Consider the following 20,089-nt stretch of genomic DNA (forward strand, 5'->3'; position numbering starts at 1 on the left):
TTGAACAACATATGTGCACGGCGCATCTCCCGTGCGATGCCGCGCCTTAAAGCTCAAGCATTGCCCGCGAGCGCCGATAACAAGTAAGAATCGTAATCGGAGACCCAAATATGAGCAGTATTACCGAGCCGCGCAACAACCCAGGCTCCGCACCCTTCTTTTCCAAACAGGCGACCGTTGCTGGTCCAGGCTTCTCGCGCTGGATGGTGCCGCCCGCGGCGCTCGCCGTGCATCTGTGCATCGGCCAGGCGTACGCGTTCTCCGTGTTCAACGGACCGCTCACCAAGGTGATCGGCATCACGCAATCCGCGCCGGACGACTGGTCGTTGACCACGCTCGGCTGGATTTTCTCGCTGGCAATCGTGTGCCTTGGTTTGTCGGCAGCGTTTGGCGGCAAGTGGCTCGAGCGGGTCGGCCCGCGCCGTACGATGTTCACCGCGGCATGCTGCTTCGGCGGCGGCTTCCTGGTATCGGCGCTTGGCGTGTGGCTGCATCAGATTGTGTTGCTGTACCTCGGCTATGGGGTGATCGGCGGCATCGGCCTGGGACTCGGCTATGTATCGCCAGTCTCCACGTTGATCCGCTGGTTTCCCGACCGTCGCGGCATGGCGACCGGCATGGCCATCATGGGCTTCGGCGGCGGCGCGATGATTGCAGCACCGCTCTCCGTCGCGCTGATGAACCACTTCCACAGCGCGACCAGCAACGGTGTTTGGGAAACCTTCGTAGTGCTGGGCATCGCCTACTTCATTTCGATGTCGATCGGTGCGCTCGCGATTCGCGTACCTGCGCCCGACTGGAAGCCGGCAGGCTGGACACCGCCCGTCACTAACCAGAACAAGATGATCTCGCGCAATCACGTGCATATCGATCAGGCATTGAAGACCCCGCAGTTCTATCTGATCTGGCTCGTGCTGTTTCTGAACGTGACGGCCGGCATCGGCATTCTCGGCCAGGCGTCGGTGATGATTCAGGAGAGCTTCAAGAGCACAGTCACGGCGGCGGCCGCAGCGGGCTTCGTCGGACTGCTGTCGCTCTTCAACATGGGCGGCCGCTTTGTGTGGGCCTCGGCATCCGACTGGATCGGCCGCAAGAATACGTACTTCATCTTTTTTGCGCTGGGTGCCGTGCTGTATTACCTCGTGCCGGGATTTGCCGCCTCGGGGCAGATCGCATTGTTCGTGCTGGCCTACTGCGTGATTCTCTCGATGTACGGCGGCGGCTTCGCAACTGTGCCGGCTTACCTCGCGGATATGTTCGGCACCGCTTTCGTCGGCGGTATTCACGGCCGCTTGCTGACCGCATGGGCAGCAGCAGGGGTGGCAGGCCCTGTGCTGGTGAATTACATCCGTGCCTATGAAGTCGCACATGGCGTGGCCAAGGCCGACGCCTATACGATGACGGTGCACATCATGGCAGTCCTGCTGGTGGTCGGCTTCGTGTGTAACCTGCTGGTCAAGCGGGTGGACGAGAAGCACCACATGAGCGACGCACAACTCAAGAGCGGACAATAAGGAGACCTGATATGAGCACCAATCAAGCTGCCCAACCTACTTCCGCACTCAAGCTCGGTGTGTTCTGGCTATATGTGTTGATTCCCCTTGCATGGGGCGTGGTGAATACGCTGCTGCAAGCGATGAAGCTCTTTAGCTGATCGCGATATCGACATTGACATTGGCGTTGCAACGCGGACGCCCTACGCAAAGACGCGTAGGGCGTCCGTCCTCAAATGCACACGTAGTACTCAGTCCGGCGATTCCAGCCGCAGCGGAAACGTAATTTCAAAGCTCGTCCCTTCACCCTCATAGGAGTCGAAGCGGATCTGCCCGCCAAGCACTCGCGACAACTCCCGCACAATCGCAAGCCCCAGCCCAGCACCGGGAATATCGTCCCCAGTCGCGCGCTCGAATTCCTTGAACACGCGCTCACGGTCCGACACCCCGATCCCGACTCCTGTGTCCGATACCCGCAAACGCCACCGGTCGTCGCCATCAGTCGTCATCGCGAGTTCGACCTGCCCCACCTTGGTGTATTTCGACGCGTTAGTCAGCAGATTGAGCGCTACCTGTTTCAGCTTGAGCCGGTTCGACACCACCGTGCTCAAGCCGGCATCGAAGATAGGGCTTAAACGCAAGCCCTTCGCTTCGATCGCCGGACCGCACGATGCCACCAGTTCGTCGAACAGTTCGCGCAGCGGGAACGCCTCGACGACAAGCGGATTGGTATCGCCAAGCACAACGGAATACTCGACCAGTTCGTCCACGAGGACCTTCATGTCGACCGCCTGGCGATTGGCGAGCGCCAACGCCGCTTCGACCTTGGTGGGTGCGCGCGACATCAATTGCAGCGCCATCGAAAAGACGTTCAGGAAGTTGCGCAGATCGTGCACGACGCTGCGCGTGATCTGCATGCGCGACTCGTACAGATCGCCGACCAGCTTCTGCTTCAGGGTGAGTTCGTGATTGGCGCGTTCGAGCCGGCCAGTGTAATCGTCGATCTTGCGGTCGCGCTCGGTTACCACCTCGCGAATCGACGTCAGCGTAACGAAACTGACAGCTTCATCGATAAAGTGCCGCGCGCGCTCTTCGTGACGCCGCGTGAAATACGGCCGGGATTCGCTGAACTGGACAATCTGGCCGGCCAGCATCTGCCGGAACAGGTCGAGCTCGCGCACCAGTTCGTCGATCCGGTAGCCCTGCTTCCAGCGCAGCTTGCCATGCTTGCGCGCGTTGCGCTCGATGGCCGGCTCGACCTGGTCCAGATCCTGATCTTCAAGCGCGCTGCAGATTTCCTCGAGAATGGCCGGGATATGATCGGAGAGCTGCTCATACGTCAGCCGGTCGGCATCGCTCAGCTCGGTGTCATGGAAGACAGCCCGCATCCAGCGCTCGGTCAGATTGACCTGATCCAGACGAAGGCTTTCGGCAAACGCACGGAGTGGACGTACTTGCGTATCGGACATGAATCAGGGCCTGCCGCCGCGTGGGAACGGGAAAAATGAACGCTCGCCCCTGCCAGCGGGGCTCGCTCGATCACCTACCGTACCAGCGTATCACGCCCGGCTGACGCCAAGCCTCGCGGCCTTCCCTCAGACGATTGACTAGACCAGCTCGAACAGCACGTCCTGGGCACCTTCCCACAGCACCTTGGTGCCGAGTTCACGCAGACGCTCCTTGCCTTCGACGATGGTCAGAAAATGGTTGCCGGCCAGTTGTCCCATCTTGCTGGCAAAACAGCACGAGCCATAGGCGAGGATGATCTCGGTTTCGCTGTAGCCGCCGGGATAAAACAGAATATCGCCGACCGACGGATGGCTCGTGTGATTTTCAAAGCCCACGGCCTTGCCGTCGTTTTCGAGCTTGAAATCGCCGAGCGGCACCCAGCAGCCCTCGCCGCTCCAGCGAACGTGGATGATTTTCTGGCGATACGGCAAGAGCTTCAGGAAGGCGGCGACCGTTTGCGGTGCATCCGGATTGGTTTCGGCAATAAATTCGTAGCCGCAGGAGGTGAGACGAAGTCGGGTCATTGCTGTTGGTCCGCTAGATCAGGTTGAACGGGATGGTCGGCCGGTCGTCATTCTGTGGGCTCCAAAAAGAGCACGACAGGTACAGTTCGGACACCTTCGGTCAGGCCAGTTACGCTGGGAGCGCAAGCCGGATCTTCATCACGGTCAACGCAGCAGTGCCGGCACGATATCCACGAACAGTATCTTGATGATGGTCATGCCGGGGAAAATCATCGCATAGCCGATGTCCGGCTCATCCGTCGGCGCCAGCTTGCTCGCGTAGGCAAGGATAGCCGGATTGCCGCAAGCCCCAGCGACGATGCCCGCCACCTGATCGAACGACATATGGCAAACGAACAGCCCCAGCACGATGACGGGGATAGCGAGCGCCAGCAGTACTACCGCGCCGAGGCCGAGCATCAACAAGCCCGTCTGCGATACCGTCGAGGCAAAGCGCGGGCCCGATGCCATGCCGACCTGGGCGAGAAACAGCGTCAGCCCCAGGTTACGCAGCACAAGGTTAGCCGAGAGCGGAATGGTCCAGTTCAGCCCACCGGTGCGACGCAATTTTCCGAGGATCAGCGCTACGATCAGTACGCCTGATAATCCCAGGCCGATCTTGCCGATGCCAGGCAGAGGGATGCTGATCGCGCCGAGCAGGAAACTTAACGCCATCCCAAGGCCGATTGAGATGTAGCTGAATTCAGCGGTTCCCTTGATCGAATTGCCGAAGAACCTGCGTAGCCCCGCGAAATCCGCGGGATTCGCGAGCAGACCCACGCGGTCGCCGAACTCGAGAACGAGATCCAGGCGCGCCAGCATATCGGCATCGCCGCGCCGCACATGAGCAATCACCGCAGCGTTTTCACCCGGCAAGCCGAGTTCGGCCAGGGTTCTGCCCACCACCGCCGGGCGCGATGCAAATACCCGCAGGTAATCGAGGTGCTGGCGGTCCTTGACCATCCGTCCCGGCTCCGCCTCGCCAAGGCTTTCTCCCGCGAGGTCGAGCGTGGCGCGGTTCGGACCGACCATCAGCAGCAAGTCATGTTCCGCCAGCACCAGGTCGGGCCTGGCCGGTTCGTTGTGATGCGCCCGGCGACGCGCCACGATCTGCACATCCGCAGGCAGACCGCTCATCAACTCAGCCAGCGTTTTCCCCGCAAAATGCGGGTTATCCAGCGAGACCTCGAGTATTTCCATGCCGGCAGCCGAGGGCGCCGCAATCTTCGGCTTCACCAGCGCGAAGGTGATATAAAGCAACAAAATCGGCCCCGCCACGCCGAACGGATACGCGACCGAATAGCCCACCGCCGCATCGTCGTTACCGAGCTCCGCGAGCGCCGCCTGCAGCGTTGCCGTGCTGGTGCCTGCGCCGGCGAACAGGCCTAACGCGTGACCCGGATTGAGCTGATAGATTTTCATGCAGACCAGACTCACGACGCCGGATAGCAGCACGCCGACGAGCGCAATGAGATTCGCCCGGCGTCCATAGGCGCTGCTGAAGCCGAGGAAAAACTGCTTGCCGTACTGCGCTCCTACCGCATACAGAAACAGCGCGAGGCCGAGCGTACCGACCATTGCCGCAGGCGCCGATTTCGGCGCAAACCAGCCGACCGCCAACCCGACGAACAAAACCGCCCCTACGCCGAGAGAAAATCCCTTGATGCTGATTTCCCCCACCACGTAGCCAATCGCGATGGTGAGGAACAATGCGAACATCGGCTGCTGTTCGAGCAGCGCCTTGACGAACTGCATGGCGACCTCCGACTTCGGTTCAGCCGTGGTGCAACAGAGGTTCGGCGCACGTCATAAGATCGCCTTGGTGGGTTGCGCCCGCCTCCAGTTTGCAAACAATGCCGCCACCGCACAGGACGCAAGACGCGCCGTCAGCGAGTCGGCCCGGCTGGTGAGGACGATGGGCAGCCGCGCACCGAGCACGATTCCCGCGGCATCGGCGCCGGCCAGGAAGGTCAGGCTCTTGGCGAGCATGTTGCCCGCTTCGAGATCCGGCACGATCAGGATATCGGCCTGGCCCGCCACCGGCGAGTCGATGTGCTTGATCTTCGCCGCATTCAGATCGATGGCGTTATCGAGCGCAAGCGGCCCATCGAGCAGCGCGCCGGTGATCTGTCCGCGATCGGCCATCTTGCACAGTGCGCCAGCTTCAACCGTTGTGGGCATAGTCGGGTTGACCGTTTCGACGGCCGAAAGTATCGCCACTTTCGGCAACCCGACGCCGAGCGCATGGGCAAGATCGATCGCGTTCTGAATGATATGCACCTTGTCCTGCAAGGTCGGAACAATGTTCACAGCAGCGTCGCTCACAATCAGCGGCTGCTTAAGCGCAGGCACGTCCATGACGAAACAATGACTGATGCGCCGCTCGGTACGTAACCCGGTCTCGCGCTTGACCACCGCGCCCATCAGTTCATCCGTATGCAGGCTGCCTTTCATGAGCGCGTCGACCGCTCCTTCGCGTGCCAGGCGCACTGCCGTGTCAGCGGAGGCGTGGCTATGCTCGGCGTCGACAATCGAGTAGCCCGAAATGTCCAGTTCGCAAGCGGCAGCAACGGCACGGATTTTTTGCTCCGGCCCAATCAGGGTGGGGATTAACAGATGCTGCCTGGCGGCATCCACGGCGCCGCGCAGCGCACTCTCGTCGCATGGATGAACCACGCCGCAGCGCATCGGTTCGAGCGCCTGGCAACTGGCGATGAGACGCGCGTATTTCTCGTGCTTGTTTTCCATCGGCTACGGCTCCCTGGACTGCGTGCGGTCGGAGACTGCTGGATAACTGTAGTTGGTCTGATGAATGTTTTCAATGAGCGAACGCTCGACGCATTGTGCGGCCGGCAGTCAGGACAGCGCGTCGAGCATGCGGTACCAGGCGACTCCCGCAGCAATGTAGAAACGCTGCAAGCCATGCAACGGAACGGGCCGGATCGGAGTAGCCGGAAACGGAAACGCCGTACTCGCGTCGCCGCACAAGCGGGCGGCAAGGTGCTTGCCCAGTGTCGTCGCCATAGCGATGCCACGTCCGTTGTAGCCGAGTGCAATCGTGAGGCCCGGAGCCGGTTCGTGAACGTGCGGCAGAAAGTCCGCGGTAATGGCAATGCGTCCCGCCCAGCGGTATTCGTATTCGATCCCCTTGAGCTGAGGAAACAACAGTTGCACAGACCGTTCGAGGTGTGACCAGTCGCTGGCGCTGCGCGGTTCGGAAAACGGCCCGCGCCCCCCCATCAGTAAGCGACCCTGCGGATCGCGGCGAAAATAGAGCAGCAGACGGCGCGAATCGGATGCGACTTCGCCGCCGCTCAGAATGCTATCCGTCACCGTGGGCGCGAGCGGCCGAGTCGCCACGATGAAGCTGTTCGCAGCAATCACCGTTCGCTCCAGTTTCGGCCAGAGCGGGCCCGTATAACCGTTGGTCGCCAGCACGACCCGGCTCGCCGTCACAACCGGGCCGCGTGCGGTTGCGACGCGCCACATGTTCCCCTCGTGAACCAGCGAAGTCGCGAGCGTACCGCCATGCACGGTCACCCCCAGCCCGACCGCAACCCGTGCAAGGCCGCGCGCGTAACTGAGCGGCTGGATGCTGCCGGCACGGTGATCGACCCAGCCACCCACGAATGCGTCCGTTCCAACGCGTTGCGACACGGCTTTTGCATCGAGCACGCTCACGGACGCGCCGCGCGCCTCCCACTGGCGCGCGCGTCGCACCACCGTCTCGAGCATCGCAGCTGAATGCGCAGGCTGAATCCAGCCGTGGCGCAACGCAGCGCAGTCGATTCCATACCTGTGAATCAGATCGAAAACCGTATCGGCCGCGCCGCCCACGATCTCGACGAGCGCGTTGCCTGCCGTTTCGCCATAGCGCCGCACGAGTTCATCGGGGTCGTATTTAAGGCCCGGGATCACCTGGCCGCCGTTGCGGCCCGATGCGCCCCACCCTGGCTCCGCGGCATCGAGCACACACACGCGCACACCGCGCTCGGCAAGATGTAATGCAGTGGAAAGCCCCGTATAGCCGGCCCCGATGATCGCCACGTCGAACGTTGCGGATTCAGTTAGCGGTGGAGTAGCAGTCGCGGGCGTCGCGGTGGCCGCCCAGAGCGAGTCGGGCAAAGACATCTCAGCGTTGACTGCAATCATTTCGGAGTGCTGGAAGATGGAGAAGATGAAGCGGAGTCATGAGGCGACAACAGACGCCGCAGAAAATCCTGGGTGCGCGGATGCTGCGGATGTTCAAGCACCTCGCTCGCCGCGCCCTCCTCACAGATCGTGCCGCCGTGCAGAAAGCAGACCCGCTCTGCCACTTCGCGGGCAAAGCCCATCTCGTGGGTCACGACGATCATCGTCATACCGTCGCGCGCGAGCGTACGCATCACATTGAGCACTTCGCCGACCAGTTCCGGATCGAGCGCCGAAGTCGGCTCGTCGAACAGGATGGCCCGCGGTTTCATCGCGAGCGCCCTCGCAATCGCCACGCGCTGCTGTTGACCGCCCGACAGTTCCCCCGGATAAGCGTTGATCCGATGCGACAGCCCCACTTTGTCGAGCAGTTGCTGCGCTTCCTCTCGCGCCACAGCAGGCGCGACCTTCTTGACGTACACCGGACCCTCCATCACGTTTTCGAGCGCGGTGCGATGCGGAAACAGGTTGAAGCGCTGAAACACCATCCCCACCTGGGTACGCAGTTCGTGGATGTTCTTCGCGTGCGCATCGACGCGCGCGCCGGCAATTTCGATCAAGCCGTCGTCATACGTCTCGAGGCCGTTGATGCAGCGAAGCAGCGTCGATTTCCCGGATCCAGACGGTCCGATCAGACACACTACCTGCCCCTGTTTCACGCCGAGCGACACGCCCTTCAGCACATGCTGATCGTGAAACCGCTTGTGAACCGCCCTGACCTCGATCATGTGCTTTTCCTCAATCCAAGCCGCTTTTCAAGCCGGTGCAGGCCAAACACCAACGGCAAGCTGAGTGCGAGATAGAGCAGCGCGACCAGCGTAAACACGGTCATGTTCTGGAATGTCGACGAGGCGATCAACTGGCCCTGACGGGTCATTTCGGCGACGGTAATCGTCGAGGCAAGCGACGAGTCCTTGAGCATCATCACGAGCGTGTTGCAGTACGGCGGCAGCGCGATACGAAACGCCTGCGGCAACACCACGCGCCGCATGATCAGCGCACTGCGCATGCCGATCGACTGCGCGGCCTCGATCTGCCCGTGGTCGATCGCTTCGATGCCTGCCCGGAAGTTCTCGGCCTGATAGGCCGAGTAGGCGAAACCGAGCCCTGCAACACCGGCCTGAAATGCCGAGAGCTGAATGCCGATATCCGGCAGCACGAAGTAGATGTAGAACAACTGGACGATAATCGGCAGCCCGCGGATCACGTTGATCACGGTGGTCGCGAACACCGACGCGGCCCGGTTGCGCGATACCTTCAGCAACGCCAGCACCAGACCGAGTACCGAGCTCAATACGAACGAGCAAACGGTAATCTCGATCGTGACGATGGCGCCTTTCAGCAGGATTGGCAGGAACTCGATCGCATTCTGCAGGAACATGGTTCTCCCCGAATTACACCGAAGATGCGCGCGGCACGGACACGGCCAGGCTGGATGAAGCGATGCGCGGCGTTACTCCATATGCCATTTCTGCAGGACCTGCTGCAGGGAACCGTCTGCCTTCATCTTCTTGATGGCCTGATTGAGCATTTCAAGCGTCGCCGAGTCGCCCTTACGGACTACGAAACACACCTGGCCCTTCACATCCGGTTGATACTCCTTCACGAGTTTTACCTGCGGATTCGCACCGTGTTCGAGCTGATACGCAATGATGGGCTGGTCGCCGAATCCCGCCTTGATACGGCCAAGCGCGACGTCGCGCATGATGTCGGCCACCGAGTCGTATGTGCGCACTTCCTTGAAGATGCCCCGCTTGTTCAAGGCATCGACGAATGCCGTGCCGACCTGAGCGCCCACTACTTCGCCCTTCAGGTCGTCCATCGACGTGTAATGCCCGGTATCGTCTGCCTTGACCATCAGCCCTTCGCCGTACGAGTAGACCGTGTCGGAGAAATCGACGACCTGCTGGCGCGCCGGCGTCTTCAGCATTGCCGCAGAGATGATGTCGATTTTTTTGGTGGTAAGCGACGGAATCAGCGCGGAGAACGTCGTTTGCTGGACACTGACCTGGAAACCGCCTTCCTTGCCCGCCGCCGTGATGGCGTCGACCATCATGCCCTGAATCGAACCGGTCTTCACGTCGAGGAAGGTGAACGGCACACCGGTTGCCGTGGCGCCTACCGTGTAAGCCGGCTGCTCGGCGGCCACCGCAATGGCGGCCACCGCAATTACACAGGACAAAGCGATAGCAAGGCCGGTTGCAGCACCGGCGAGGCGTTTGACGAGCGGAATCATACGGATCTCCAGATTGGGATGGTTTGAACCTACTGCGACTCTTCCACAGCGATACACGGTGTTTGAAGCATGATAATCAAATCAAAAAAATCGCAAAGAAATTTGTGTGTATCGATATTCGATACGATAGACTGTATCCAACCTGGCAAAACAAGATGGATCAAAGGCGCACATGAGCGAGCTGAACGAGGACAAAGAGGTCGACCTGCTGTTCAACCAGTCGCTGGAAAAGGGCTTGGCCGTGTTGCGCGCCTTCAGCGCGAAACGGCGCACCATGACGCTCGCAGAAGTAGCCGAAGCCACCGGCATAACAAAGAGTTCGGCCCAGCGCATGATCTACACGCTCGAGAAGCTCGGCTACGTGCGCAAACATCCGCTCACCCGCCGCTATCAGTTGACGCTGCGCGCGATGCAGATCGGCTTCAACTATCTGGCGGCCGACACGTTGATCGACGTGGCCAACCCGTTCCTCTCTGAACTGACGAACGTCACCGGCGAGACCACCAATCTGACCGAGCCCGACGACGACGAAATGGTCTACGTAGCCCGTTTTGTATGTACGAAGTTCGTACCAATCCACATGCCGATCGGCAGCCGGATTCCGATGTACTGCACCGGGTCGGGCCGTGCCTACCTCAGCGCGTTGCCGCGCGATGAGGCGCTCGAGCGGCTCGCGAAAATGGATCTGATCGGATACACGCCACACACGCTGACGGATATCGGGGAGATCGGGCAGCGCCTTGCCGACGCACAGCGCAACGGCTATGCGACGAATCGCGAAGAGTTGTTCATCGGCGATATGACGATCGCAGCACCGGTAATCGATAGCCAGAGAAGGCCGGTAGCGGCGGTGCACGTCGTGGCGCCCACCAGCCGGTGGACGCTCGCCGAGGCGCAGGAGCGGCTCGCGCCAGCGGTGATCGACTGCGCCCGCGGTATCAGCAATTCGATCAGGACACTCGAGCTGATTTCATAACAGGCGCGCGCCAACCTGCAGCGTCGCGCGAAACCGTCACCGCACGCACGATTTCGATTCACAACCGCTTCGCCTGCCTCTTCGTGTCTCTCCCGAGGCACGGAAATGGTGCTTCGGCTTCCCCGTCCACCGATACCGGCGCTTTCCGGCCGCCCTCCTCGCCATCGGCCAACCCATTGTCCGTCCGCCGTTTCACACCCGCTCGCCGCTTTCGCACACCTCATTGGCATACATTCTGCTTGGTGGCACTTTAATTGTTCAACAATTATTTTCTTATTGTTGAACAATGTATATTGTCACCACACCGACGAGTGAGAGCCCATGAAAGCCCATCTTTGCCTCAATTCTTTGCTGAACGCCCTGCTGAAACTGGCGAAATTCGCTACCGCTACCGGGGCGGTCTGCGCAGCCACCCATGTCTTCGCGGCCACGGGCATCCCGACGGTCACCTCTGGCGCCTTAACCGTCGGCGCCGATTTGACCTATCCGCCGTACGACTACCTCGAAGGCGCCACCCCGAGCGGCTTCGACCCTGCGTTCATGAGCAGGCTCGCGGAGCATCTGAAACTCAAACCCGGATTCGTCGACACGCGCTTCGCCAACCTGATCCTCGGCGTCAACGCGAACCGCTTCGACGTGATTGCATCGGCACTCTATGTGACGCCGGAACGCGCGAAGCAGATCGATTTCGTGCCTTACCTGAAAACCGGCGGCTCGCTGCTCGCGTTGAGCCATTCCGGCTTCGCCCCGAAGACGCCGGAAGATCTTTGCGGCAAGCGCGTAAGTTCGATCAAGGGCGCGTCGTGGATTCCGAAACTCAACGACGTGTCGAAACAGGTCTGTGCGCCTGCCGGTCGCGGCGCAATCGACGTGCGCGAGTTCGAGACTTCGCCGGAAGCGGCCCAGGCCGTGCTGGCGCACGCGGTCGACGCGCAGTTCGAAGACTCGGCCGTGGCGCAGATGACCGTCAACAAGCTTGGCGGACGCGTGGCGATTACCTCGACCACCCCGCTCTATCCGGTCGTCATCGGTCTCGGCGTCAAGAAAGGCAATGACGCGCTGCTCGCCGAGCTGAAGAGTGCGTTTGCGTCGATGAAGCAGGCGGGTGAATACCAGGCACTACTCAAGCAGTACAACGTCGCGGAGCCGACCGGCAATGACATTGCCCTGGCGCTCGGTACGGCACAGAACTAACGGCACACCGCGCGCAGCCTGAGGCCGGGCACTCGCCCGTGTCCTCGTGGCTGCACGCCGTAGGGGAAAGCTCATGGTATTCGACTGGCACTACACGGCTTCATTGCTGTTTGACGCCGCTTTCTGGAAGGCCACCTGGCTCGTAGTCGAACTGAGTGCCGCGACCTGGCTGATCGGCATTGTGGCAGGCTTCGCGCTTGCACTCGGCAAACAGTCCGTCTTCACGCCGCTACGCGTGGCGTGCAGCACCTACATCTGGCTGTTTCGCAGCCTGCCGCTGCTGGTGCTGCTGATCTTCGTCTATAACCTGCCGCAGGTCCTGCCCTGGACCGGCGGCCTGTTGTCCGATCCGTTCTGGGCCGGCCTGCTGGCGCTGTCGATCAGCGAAGCGGCCTATATCGCCGAGATCCATCGCGGTGGCCTGCTGTCGCTTCACAAAGGCCAGCTCGAAGCGGGTAAAGCGCTCGGCATCCGCTTCGTCGGACTGCAACGGCTGATCGTGCTGCCGCAGGCGTTTCGTGTCGCGCTGCCTGCGCTCATCAACGAGTACATTACGATCGTCAAGCTGACCTCGCTCGTGTCGGTCATTTCGCTGGCGGAAATCCTGCTGGTGGGTGAGCGTCTGTACACGCAAAACTTCAAGGTGCTCGAGACGATGCTGGCCGTATCGTTCTACTATGTGCTGATCGTCACCGTGTTCGGCCATGTGTTGAAGCTGCTGGAAAAACATCTGGACGTCACGCGCCGCAAGCAGGCCGGCATCGCCGCCGTTGCCATTGAGGTGCCGCGGCCCGCGTCAACACCGGCGGCTGCGAAGGTCACGCGTGCAGCGCGAGCCGGCGGTACGGCGCGCGCGCTGGAGGCTATCGGCATCCGCAAACGTTACGGCAATCATGAAGTGCTTGGAGGGATCGACCTGACGGTGCACTCCGGCGAAGTGGTATCGATCATCGGCCCGTCGGGCTCCGGCAAGACCTCGCTGATACGCACGCTGAACGGCCTGGAGACGCTCGACGATGGTGAAGTCCGGCTGCACGGCGAGGCATTCCTGTGGCCGCCCCGCGGCAGGCATGGCAAGGTGCCGCACGCACAGTACGTGCGCGGCATCCTCGATATCGGCATGGTGTTTCAGAGCTTCAACCTGTTTCCACACCAGACAGCGCTGCAGAATGTAACGCTGGCGCCCCGCTATCACGGGCGCCGCAACGGGGCCGCGCTCGAAGAGGCCGGCATGCAGTTGCTGGCGAAGGTCGGCATGGCCGCGCATGCGCAGAAGTATCCGCATCAGCTTTCCGGCGGCCAGCAGCAGCGTGTCGCCATTGCGCGAGCATTGGCGATGCAGCCGTCGATCGTATTGTTCGACGAACCGACCTCGGCGCTCGATCCCGAACTGGTCACCGAGGTGCTCAAGGTAATCGAGGAACTCGCCCGGGAAGGCATGACCATGATCATCGTCACACACGAAATCAACTTCGCGTTCCGCATTTCAGACCGTATCGTGTTCATGGAAGCGGGTACGATCGTCAGCGACGCGTCACCGCACGAACTGGCTGCGCTGGACAAGACCTCGCGGATCGCCAGCTTCCTTAAAGACGTCCACATTGCCTGAAAAACACAAACACCGTATGCCTACCTCGCATCCAGCTGTTACCACCCTCACCGGCCAGGAGCCCGAGCAATCGGTCACAGATCGGATCCTGTCGACGATCCGCGACGAAATCATCGAAGGCAAATTGCCGCCGGGCACGGCGCTCGTCGAGAACGACCTCACCCAGATTCACGACGTCTCGCGCAACACGCTGCGTGAAGCGCTGCGCCTCTTGTGCCGCGAAGGACTCGCGGTGCATTACCGGCATCGCGGTGTGATCGTGCGCACCTTGACGCGTCACGACGTGCGCGACATCTACCGGGTACGGCGTACGCTCGAACTGCAAGCCCTGTTGCGCGAAGACCCGATCGAAGAAAACGAAATCGCTTCCATGCGCGAAGCCGTCATGCACGCGCAAGCGGCGACGGACGAAGGCGACTGGCGCAGCGTCGGCACCTATAGCCTCCTGTTTCATCGGCGCATCGTGCAGTTGCTCGGCAGCCCGCTGTTCGACACGTTCTTCACGACGATCCTGGCGCAACTGCGTCTCGTGTTCGCTTCCGCTCCCGACGAGCGCCGCTTCCAGCGACCCTGGATCGCGAAGGATCAGCAGATTCTCGAGCTGATCGCCAACGGCTGCACCGCCGAAGCCAGCGCCGCGCTCGCCGACTACCTGAAGCAGTCGGAGCATGCGTTGCTCGATTACCTTTGAGTCACTTCCCTCTCATTCACACCTCAGTCAACGACCACTGCGCAAAACGGCTGCCGCGCGTAGCAAGCGCAGCCCGTAGGCCTGTCTCATGAAGGAGTCACCAGCATGTTGAATTACCCCGCCGCCTATCAGTCCACCAAGGGTTCCGCGCTCGACCCCGACAAGGCCTTCTATCAACGCATTGCCTCCGAACACGACTCGCGCACGCTGATCGAGTCGATCGTCGTGCCGATCCGTTCGGGTCAGGCCTGGAGCGTGCCGGCCGGTCACGTGTTCCGGATTGTCACGATCGAAGGTCCGCAAGTCGCCGACCTGAACATGTGGAACCTGCATAACCCGCGCGAGCGCATGTGGGCATCGCGTACGCGCCAGTTGCAGCAGGCGCACGTCAGCACCTTCGACCGCCTGTGGTCGACACTGCCGTTTCTGCGCCCCATGGTGACGATCACCGACGACAGCCTCGCCGACTACGGCGTCGACGAACATGGCGGGCGCGTTCACGACCTGCTCGGCACACGTTGCGATCCGTATGTGAACCGGATGCTGACCGGTGAGGACTTTCATTTCCACTGCCACTCAAACCTGACGCGCGCCATCGCTCCGTACGGCCTGACCGAATACGACGTGCACGATGTGCTCAACGTGTTTCAGTGCACCGGACTGAATCTCGAAGACAAATACTTCATGAAGGCGTGCCCGGCCAAGAAGGGGGATTACCTGGAGTTCTTTGCGGAAATCGACCTGCTGTGCGCGCTGTCGACCTGCCCGGGCGGCGATCTGTCATTGCCCATGTGGGGACCTGACGCGCGCGATCCGCTGGAAGTGTGCCGCCCGCTTGGCATCGAAATCTACCGCCTCGCGCCGCAGATGCTCGATGGCTGGACGCCGCCCGCCGTTGCTGCGTACAAGGGCCAGCATGGCATGGCGCTGCAGCCGCCGCAGTGGAAATGCGGTTGCTGACCAAGGCCCTCTGCGCATCGTTCTTCCAGCCATGACGTAGCGTTATGCCCGCTCTAACAATTCGGGAATTGCGAGCGGGAAAATGGTCCCCTACATTTTGACCACGACGTATCCGGCGCAATGTGCCTCGCGGGCTCCTCGCGCCGCCGATACGCTTCGCAGATAGCGGCCTGCACTCCTAAGTGGCATGACATCCGGACACGGGCCTCGCTAACGAACCATCCAACCTTGGGGATAGCCGCCGTGAAAATGATGAAGCCAGGTCGCGTCACTGTTCTGTCGCTCGCCATCACGCTGCTGAGCACACCTGTGCTGGCTGCGAGCGGCCAGATCACCTTCGTCTCGCAAGGCGGCGTCTACCAGGAAGCGCAGACCAAGGCCATCCTCGATCCGGCAGCCAAACTGCTCGACATCACCGTCAATCAGGACAGCGTGCCCGACGCGTACCCGGCCATCAAGGCGCAAGCTGCGGCGGGCAAGCCGATCTGGGACGTGGTGGACACTCCCGCGTCGAACTGCCTGCGCGGCGGCAAGGAAGGCCTGATCGAAAAGCTCGACTTCTCGAAGATCCCGAACGCCGCGTCGATACCGGAAAAATACCGCACGCCGTACTCGGCGGCCTACGAGTTTTACTCGACGGTGATTGCGTATAACAAGAAGTCGCTCAAGAAAGTCCCGCAAAGCTGGGCCGACTTCTGGAACGTCAAGGACTTCCCGGGCACGCGTGCCCTGCGCAACGATCCGCAAGGCACACTCGAGGCCGCGCTACTCGCAGACGGCGTGGCACGCGACAAGCTCTATCCGCTCGACGTGGATCGCGCCTTCAAGAAGCTGCAGCAAATCAAGCCGGACATCACGGTCTGGTGGACCTCGGGCGGCCAATCGGCGCAGTTGCTGCACGACGGCGAAGTCGACATGGAAATGATCTGGAATGGCCGCGCCAGCGCCGTGCGCAAAGACGACCCCGATGTCGACTTCACCTTCAACGATGGCCTGCTGCAGAACACGCAACTGTGCATCGTGAAGAACGCGCCGAACCAGGCGGCCGCAGTGAAATTCCTCAACGCGGCGTTCTCGCCCGATCTGCAGGCTAATCTGCCGCTTTATATCGACTACGGGCCGGGTAATCCGGCTGCCTTCAAGACCGGCAAGATCACCGCGCAACGTGCCAGCGAGCTGCCGAGTTCGCCCGCCAATGCCGCGAAACAGGCCCTACTCTCCGAAGAATGGTGGGCCTCCGATGCCGGTATCGCCGCTCGTGCCCGCTGGCTCAAGTTCATGCAATAGACGCAACGCGCCACGTGATCGACTATCTGATTCTGGGTGGAGGCTCGGCGGGCTGCGTGCTCGCCGCGCGTCTTTCGGAAGATCCGCAGAAGACCGTGTGCCTCGTCGAGGCCGGCCGGGATATCTCGCAGGCGAGCATGCCGGATGCGATCCGCAGCCGCTATCCCGGTCGCGCGTATCTCGACGTCAGCAATATCTGGCGGCGGCTTACTGCGGTGATGTCTACGCGGTTCGCCCCTGGCACCACTGCGGCCGGCACGAGCACAGGCACATCCCGGCGCTACGAGCAGGCGCGCCTGTTAGGCGGCGGTTCGGCGATCAATGCGCTGATGGCCAATCGCGGCGCTCCCGCCGACTACGATGAATGGGAAGCGCTCGGTGCGCATGGCTGGAACTGGCAAGCCTGCCTGCCGTATTTCCGCAAGCTCGAAACGGATTGCGACTTCGACGGCGAACTGCATGGCCAGCAAGGTCCGGTGCGCATCCGGCGTACCGAATGGGCTCGCTTGTCGCCGTTCGTTCGAGCCGTGCTGGGTGCGTTGGAACAGCTCGGCCATCCGCGGCGCGCAGATCAGAATGGCCCATGGCAGGACGGGACCTATGTCGGCTCGATAGCGGTAAGCGAGAACGGTGAGCGCATTCCGACCTCGGTCTGCTATCTGAGCGACGCAGTCCGGAAACGGCCGAATCTGACAATCCGCACTCACCTCCTCGCCGAGCGCATCCACTTCGAAGACGTGCGTGCGACAGGTGCGCGATTGCGGCACGAAGACGGTTCGACAGAAGATCTCTACGCGAAGGAAACCATCGTTTGCTCAGGCGCAATTCATAGTCCCGCGCTGCTGCTGCGCAGCGGCGTCGGCCCAGCCGCCGACCTTGCCGCGCTCGGCATTCCCCTCGTGGCCGATTTACCCGGGGTGGGCCGCAACCTGATGGAGCATCCTTCGATCGCCGTTTCCGCCTGGCTGCCGCGCGCCGGCCGCACGCCGTACCCGGAAGAGCATCACGAGCAGGCCATTGTGCGCTTCTCCTCCCGCTTGCCGGACACCGTAGCCGGCGACATGCACGGTGCGATTCTGTCCCGCTCCGGCTGGCATTCGATCGGATACCGGCTTGGTACGATATTCTTCTGGGTGAACAAATCGTACTCGCGCGGCCAGCTAAAACTCACCTCAGCGGATCCGCGCGACGAACCGTCGGTCGAATTCAACATGCTGTCCGACCCGCGCGACCTCGAGCGCCTGAAGCTCGCAATGCGCCTTGGCGCTACCACGCTTGCCGGGAGTTCAATGGCAGGGATGCGCGGCACGATCTTTCCCTCGAGCTATTCGCCGCGTGTCGCGAAAGTCGCAGTGCCCGGCAGGTTCAACGCACTACAGCGTGGCGCGCTCAGCGCACTGCTCGATGTCGCGGGGCCGCTGCGTGGCTGGCTGATTCGCCGGCTGATTACCCAGGGCGTCACGATCGAAAACCTGCTCGCCGACGATGCAGCATTAACCCACTTCGTCACGCGCTCAGTGGGCTGCACCTGGCATCCATCCGGCACTTGCCGGATGGGCTCGCCCGACGACCCTCAAGCGGTGACCGACGCGAGCGGCTCGGTGCGGGGCGTCGAAGGCTTGCGTGTGTGCGATGCATCGCTGATGCCGTCGATCCCCTGCGCCAACACGAATATCCCGACCATCATGATCGCCGAACGCATCGCCGATATGATCAGGCTCGTGCAGCCGGCCTGCGAGTCACCACAATCGTTACAACCAGACATAAGGTCAGCGCAGTCAGCAAGGTACTGATCGCCGCAATCGTCGGATCGATTTCATCGCGCAGCGCGACGAACATCCGCCGCGTGAGCGTCTGATTGTCGCCACCGGAGACGAACAGTGCGACCACGGTTTCATCGAGCGCCTGAATGAACACGAACACCGCGGCGGAAATCACGCTCGATCGAATCTGCGGCAGCGTCACCGTCATAAAGCTGCGCAAGCGGTTCATGCCGAGACTGCGGGCGACCATCTCCTGGGTCTGATCGAAGGTCCGCAGATCCGCGCTCACGGAAATCAGCACGTACGGCAGACCGAGCATCGTGTCGGCGAGAATCAACCCGGTCATGCTGTTGACGAGCCCCGTATGCGCATATACGAAGAACACCCCGACCGCAACGATGATGATCGGCACCATCAATGGCAGCATCAGCACGAGACGCACATAGCGCATGCTCCAGTGGGTGCCGTTCTGGATCCCATACGCCGCCGCGACGCCAAGCGGCGTAGCGATCACGGCCGCGGACACGGAAGCCGTCAGCGTGGTGCGTGCGGCAGCCATCCATGTCGGACTGCCGACGAATGCTTCGTACCAGCGCAGCGAGTAGGCCGGCGGCGGGAAGGTCATAAAACGCGTGTCGGAAAACGACAGCGGCACGACGATCAGAACCGGCACGATCAGAAACAGCAGGATCAGCACGACCACCGCGCCTAAAACAAGCTTGCCGGATGCGGATCTTTTCATTTCGCCCCCAGGGTCTTCTCGAGCGGTATCACGCGGCTCACAGCGTAGAAGATCGCAAACACGCAGACGAGCAGCACCACGCTGACGGCGCTCGCTGCCCCCCACCTATCGTAGAGCTCCACGTTACGGCTGACGAGCATCGACACCATCATCGATCTGCCGCCGCCCATCAGCTCCGGGGTGATGTAAAAGCCGAGGCAAAGAATGAACACAAGGGTGGCGCCCGCGAGCACGCCGCTTAACGACAGCGGCAAAAACACCCGCAGAAATACGTGCAACGGCGAGCCGCCAAGACTCGCTCCCGCATGCACGAGATTCTCCGGAATCTTCTGCATTGCCGAGTACAGCGGCAAGACCATGAACGGCAGCAGGATATGCACCATGGCGATGATCGTGCCCAACTGGTTGTAGGCCAGTTGTAACGGATGATCGATCACGCCCATCGACAGCAGCGTCTTGTTGACGAGCCCCGTACGCTGCAGCAGCACGAGCCACGCGTAGGTGCGCACCAGCACGCTGGTCCAGAACGGCAGAATCACGAGGCCCAGCACGAGCGCGCTCAGTTTCGGCGGCAACGCGGCGGCCGCATACGCGACCGGGTAGCCCAGCAGCAGCGTAACGAGCGTGACGATAAAGCTAAGCTTGAAAGTAAGCGCGAACGTGGCTCCGTAGGCGCTGTCGGTGAAAATGCGCCGGTAATTCTCGAGCGTAAAGCCGTCGGCATAGATCGATTGCCAGGAAAGCCACGCGAGCGGCACCACCAGCAACACGACGATCACGATCAGCGCCGGCGCGATCAGCAGCAGCATCGTGCGGTCCTCGCGGCGCTGATACCGCACTGCCGCGTTGGCCCTGTCGACTGCATCGGCCGCATCGGCCTTGTCGGCCGCGAAAGAAGGCATCCACCCGTCTCCTGCAGAAGTTCGCCCCGCGGT

General features: G+C 61.6%; 19 protein-coding genes. 9 read left to right on the forward strand and 10 right to left on the reverse strand.

What is annotated here, in order from left to right; translation table 11 throughout:
• Positions 1-110: 110 nt before the first annotated feature.
• Together P3T20_RS02855 and P3T20_RS02860 are read left to right on the forward strand one after the other, a co-directional pair.
• Complete coding sequence (locus tag P3T20_RS02855) at positions 111-1,514, forward strand: L-lactate MFS transporter (RefSeq protein WP_074269130.1); 1,404 nt, start codon at positions 111-113, stop codon at positions 1,512-1,514.
• A gap of 11 nt (positions 1,515-1,525) precedes the next feature.
• Positions 1,526-1,654, forward strand: a complete 129-nt coding sequence (locus P3T20_RS02860) for an MFS transporter small subunit (RefSeq protein WP_074269131.1) — start codon at positions 1,526-1,528, stop codon at positions 1,652-1,654.
• A 90-nt stretch (positions 1,655-1,744) separates the two neighbouring features.
• Here the strand turns inward: P3T20_RS02860 and P3T20_RS02865 are convergent, their stop codons facing one another.
• The 8 genes from P3T20_RS02865 to P3T20_RS02900 all read right to left on the reverse strand — a co-directional run bounded on the left by P3T20_RS02865 (position 1,745) and on the right by P3T20_RS02900 (position 9,932).
• On the reverse strand, positions 1,745-2,962 hold the full coding sequence (locus tag P3T20_RS02865) for a sensor histidine kinase (RefSeq protein WP_429285986.1): 1,218 nt from the start codon (positions 2,960-2,962) through the stop codon (positions 1,745-1,747).
• A gap of 138 nt (positions 2,963-3,100) precedes the next feature.
• The gene (locus tag P3T20_RS02870; protein WP_429285987.1) at positions 3,101-3,526 is read right to left on the reverse strand and encodes a DUF3830 family protein; all 426 of its coding nucleotides are present in this window, start codon (positions 3,524-3,526) and stop codon (positions 3,101-3,103) included.
• A gap of 144 nt (positions 3,527-3,670) precedes the next feature.
• Positions 3,671-5,260: an aspartate:alanine exchanger family transporter gene (locus tag P3T20_RS02875; RefSeq protein ID WP_429285988.1), complete on the reverse strand. Its 1,590-nt coding sequence runs from the start codon at positions 5,258-5,260 to the stop codon at positions 3,671-3,673.
• Between the two features lie 51 nt (positions 5,261-5,311).
• Positions 5,312-6,253: a bifunctional enoyl-CoA hydratase/phosphate acetyltransferase gene (locus P3T20_RS02880; RefSeq protein WP_429285989.1), complete on the reverse strand. Its 942-nt coding sequence runs from the start codon at positions 6,251-6,253 to the stop codon at positions 5,312-5,314.
• Positions 6,254-6,361: 108 nt separating this feature from the next.
• The gene (locus P3T20_RS02885; protein ID WP_429285990.1) at positions 6,362-7,657 is read right to left on the reverse strand and encodes an NAD(P)/FAD-dependent oxidoreductase; all 1,296 of its coding nucleotides are present in this window, start codon (positions 7,655-7,657) and stop codon (positions 6,362-6,364) included.
• The gene (locus P3T20_RS02890; RefSeq protein WP_429285991.1) at positions 7,654-8,424 is read right to left on the reverse strand and encodes an amino acid ABC transporter ATP-binding protein; all 771 of its coding nucleotides are present in this window, start codon (positions 8,422-8,424) and stop codon (positions 7,654-7,656) included. The genes P3T20_RS02885 and P3T20_RS02890 overlap by 4 nt, the downstream gene beginning before the upstream one ends.
• Positions 8,421-9,077 (reverse strand): amino acid ABC transporter permease, encoded by a 657-nt coding sequence (locus tag P3T20_RS02895; protein WP_074269138.1) that lies wholly within the window; start codon positions 9,075-9,077, stop codon positions 8,421-8,423. The genes P3T20_RS02890 and P3T20_RS02895 overlap by 4 nt, the downstream gene beginning before the upstream one ends.
• Before the next feature lie 72 nt (positions 9,078-9,149).
• On the reverse strand, positions 9,150-9,932 hold the full coding sequence (locus P3T20_RS02900) for an ABC transporter substrate-binding protein (RefSeq protein WP_074269139.1): 783 nt from the start codon (positions 9,930-9,932) through the stop codon (positions 9,150-9,152).
• A 172-nt stretch (positions 9,933-10,104) separates the two neighbouring features.
• Here P3T20_RS02900 and P3T20_RS02905 point away from each other — a divergent pair, with 172 nt between their 5' ends.
• The 7 genes from P3T20_RS02905 (at position 10,105) to P3T20_RS02935 (ending at position 18,442) form a co-directional block, all read left to right on the forward strand.
• A complete protein-coding gene (locus P3T20_RS02905; RefSeq protein ID WP_074269140.1) occupies positions 10,105-10,908 on the forward strand; it encodes an IclR family transcriptional regulator in 804 nt (267 codons plus the stop codon).
• A gap of 321 nt (positions 10,909-11,229) precedes the next feature.
• Positions 11,230-12,102, forward strand: coding sequence for an ABC transporter substrate-binding protein (locus P3T20_RS02910; protein ID WP_074269141.1), 873 nt, complete (start codon positions 11,230-11,232; stop codon positions 12,100-12,102).
• 73 nt (positions 12,103-12,175) lie between these two features.
• A complete protein-coding gene (locus tag P3T20_RS02915) occupies positions 12,176-13,711 on the forward strand; it encodes an amino acid ABC transporter permease/ATP-binding protein (protein WP_429285992.1) in 1,536 nt (511 codons plus the stop codon).
• 16 nt (positions 13,712-13,727) lie between these two features.
• Positions 13,728-14,402, forward strand: a complete 675-nt coding sequence (locus P3T20_RS02920; RefSeq protein WP_429285993.1) for a GntR family transcriptional regulator — start codon at positions 13,728-13,730, stop codon at positions 14,400-14,402.
• Positions 14,403-14,507: 105 nt separating this feature from the next.
• On the forward strand, positions 14,508-15,362 hold the full coding sequence (locus tag P3T20_RS02925; protein WP_074269144.1) for an urea carboxylase-associated family protein: 855 nt from the start codon (positions 14,508-14,510) through the stop codon (positions 15,360-15,362).
• 252 nt (positions 15,363-15,614) lie between these two features.
• On the forward strand, positions 15,615-16,649 hold the full coding sequence (locus P3T20_RS02930; RefSeq protein WP_143787778.1) for an ABC transporter substrate-binding protein: 1,035 nt from the start codon (positions 15,615-15,617) through the stop codon (positions 16,647-16,649).
• A 14-nt stretch (positions 16,650-16,663) separates the two neighbouring features.
• A complete protein-coding gene (locus P3T20_RS02935; protein ID WP_429285994.1) occupies positions 16,664-18,442 on the forward strand; it encodes a GMC family oxidoreductase in 1,779 nt (592 codons plus the stop codon).
• Here the strand turns inward: P3T20_RS02935 and P3T20_RS02940 are convergent.
• Both P3T20_RS02940 and P3T20_RS02945 read right to left on the reverse strand, forming a co-directional pair.
• The gene (locus P3T20_RS02940) at positions 18,363-19,154 is read right to left on the reverse strand and encodes an ABC transporter permease (protein ID WP_429285995.1); all 792 of its coding nucleotides are present in this window, start codon (positions 19,152-19,154) and stop codon (positions 18,363-18,365) included. The two genes, P3T20_RS02935 and P3T20_RS02940, sit on opposite strands and share 80 nt — an antisense overlap.
• Positions 19,151-20,056: an ABC transporter permease gene (locus P3T20_RS02945; protein ID WP_074269148.1), complete on the reverse strand. Its 906-nt coding sequence runs from the start codon at positions 20,054-20,056 to the stop codon at positions 19,151-19,153. The genes P3T20_RS02940 and P3T20_RS02945 overlap by 4 nt, the downstream gene beginning before the upstream one ends.
• Between the last annotated feature and the right edge of the window lie 33 nt (positions 20,057-20,089).

Source organism: Paraburkholderia sp. GAS206C (genome assembly GCF_050435645.1).
Classification (GTDB): domain Bacteria; phylum Pseudomonadota; class Gammaproteobacteria; order Burkholderiales; family Burkholderiaceae; genus Paraburkholderia; species Paraburkholderia phenazinium_B.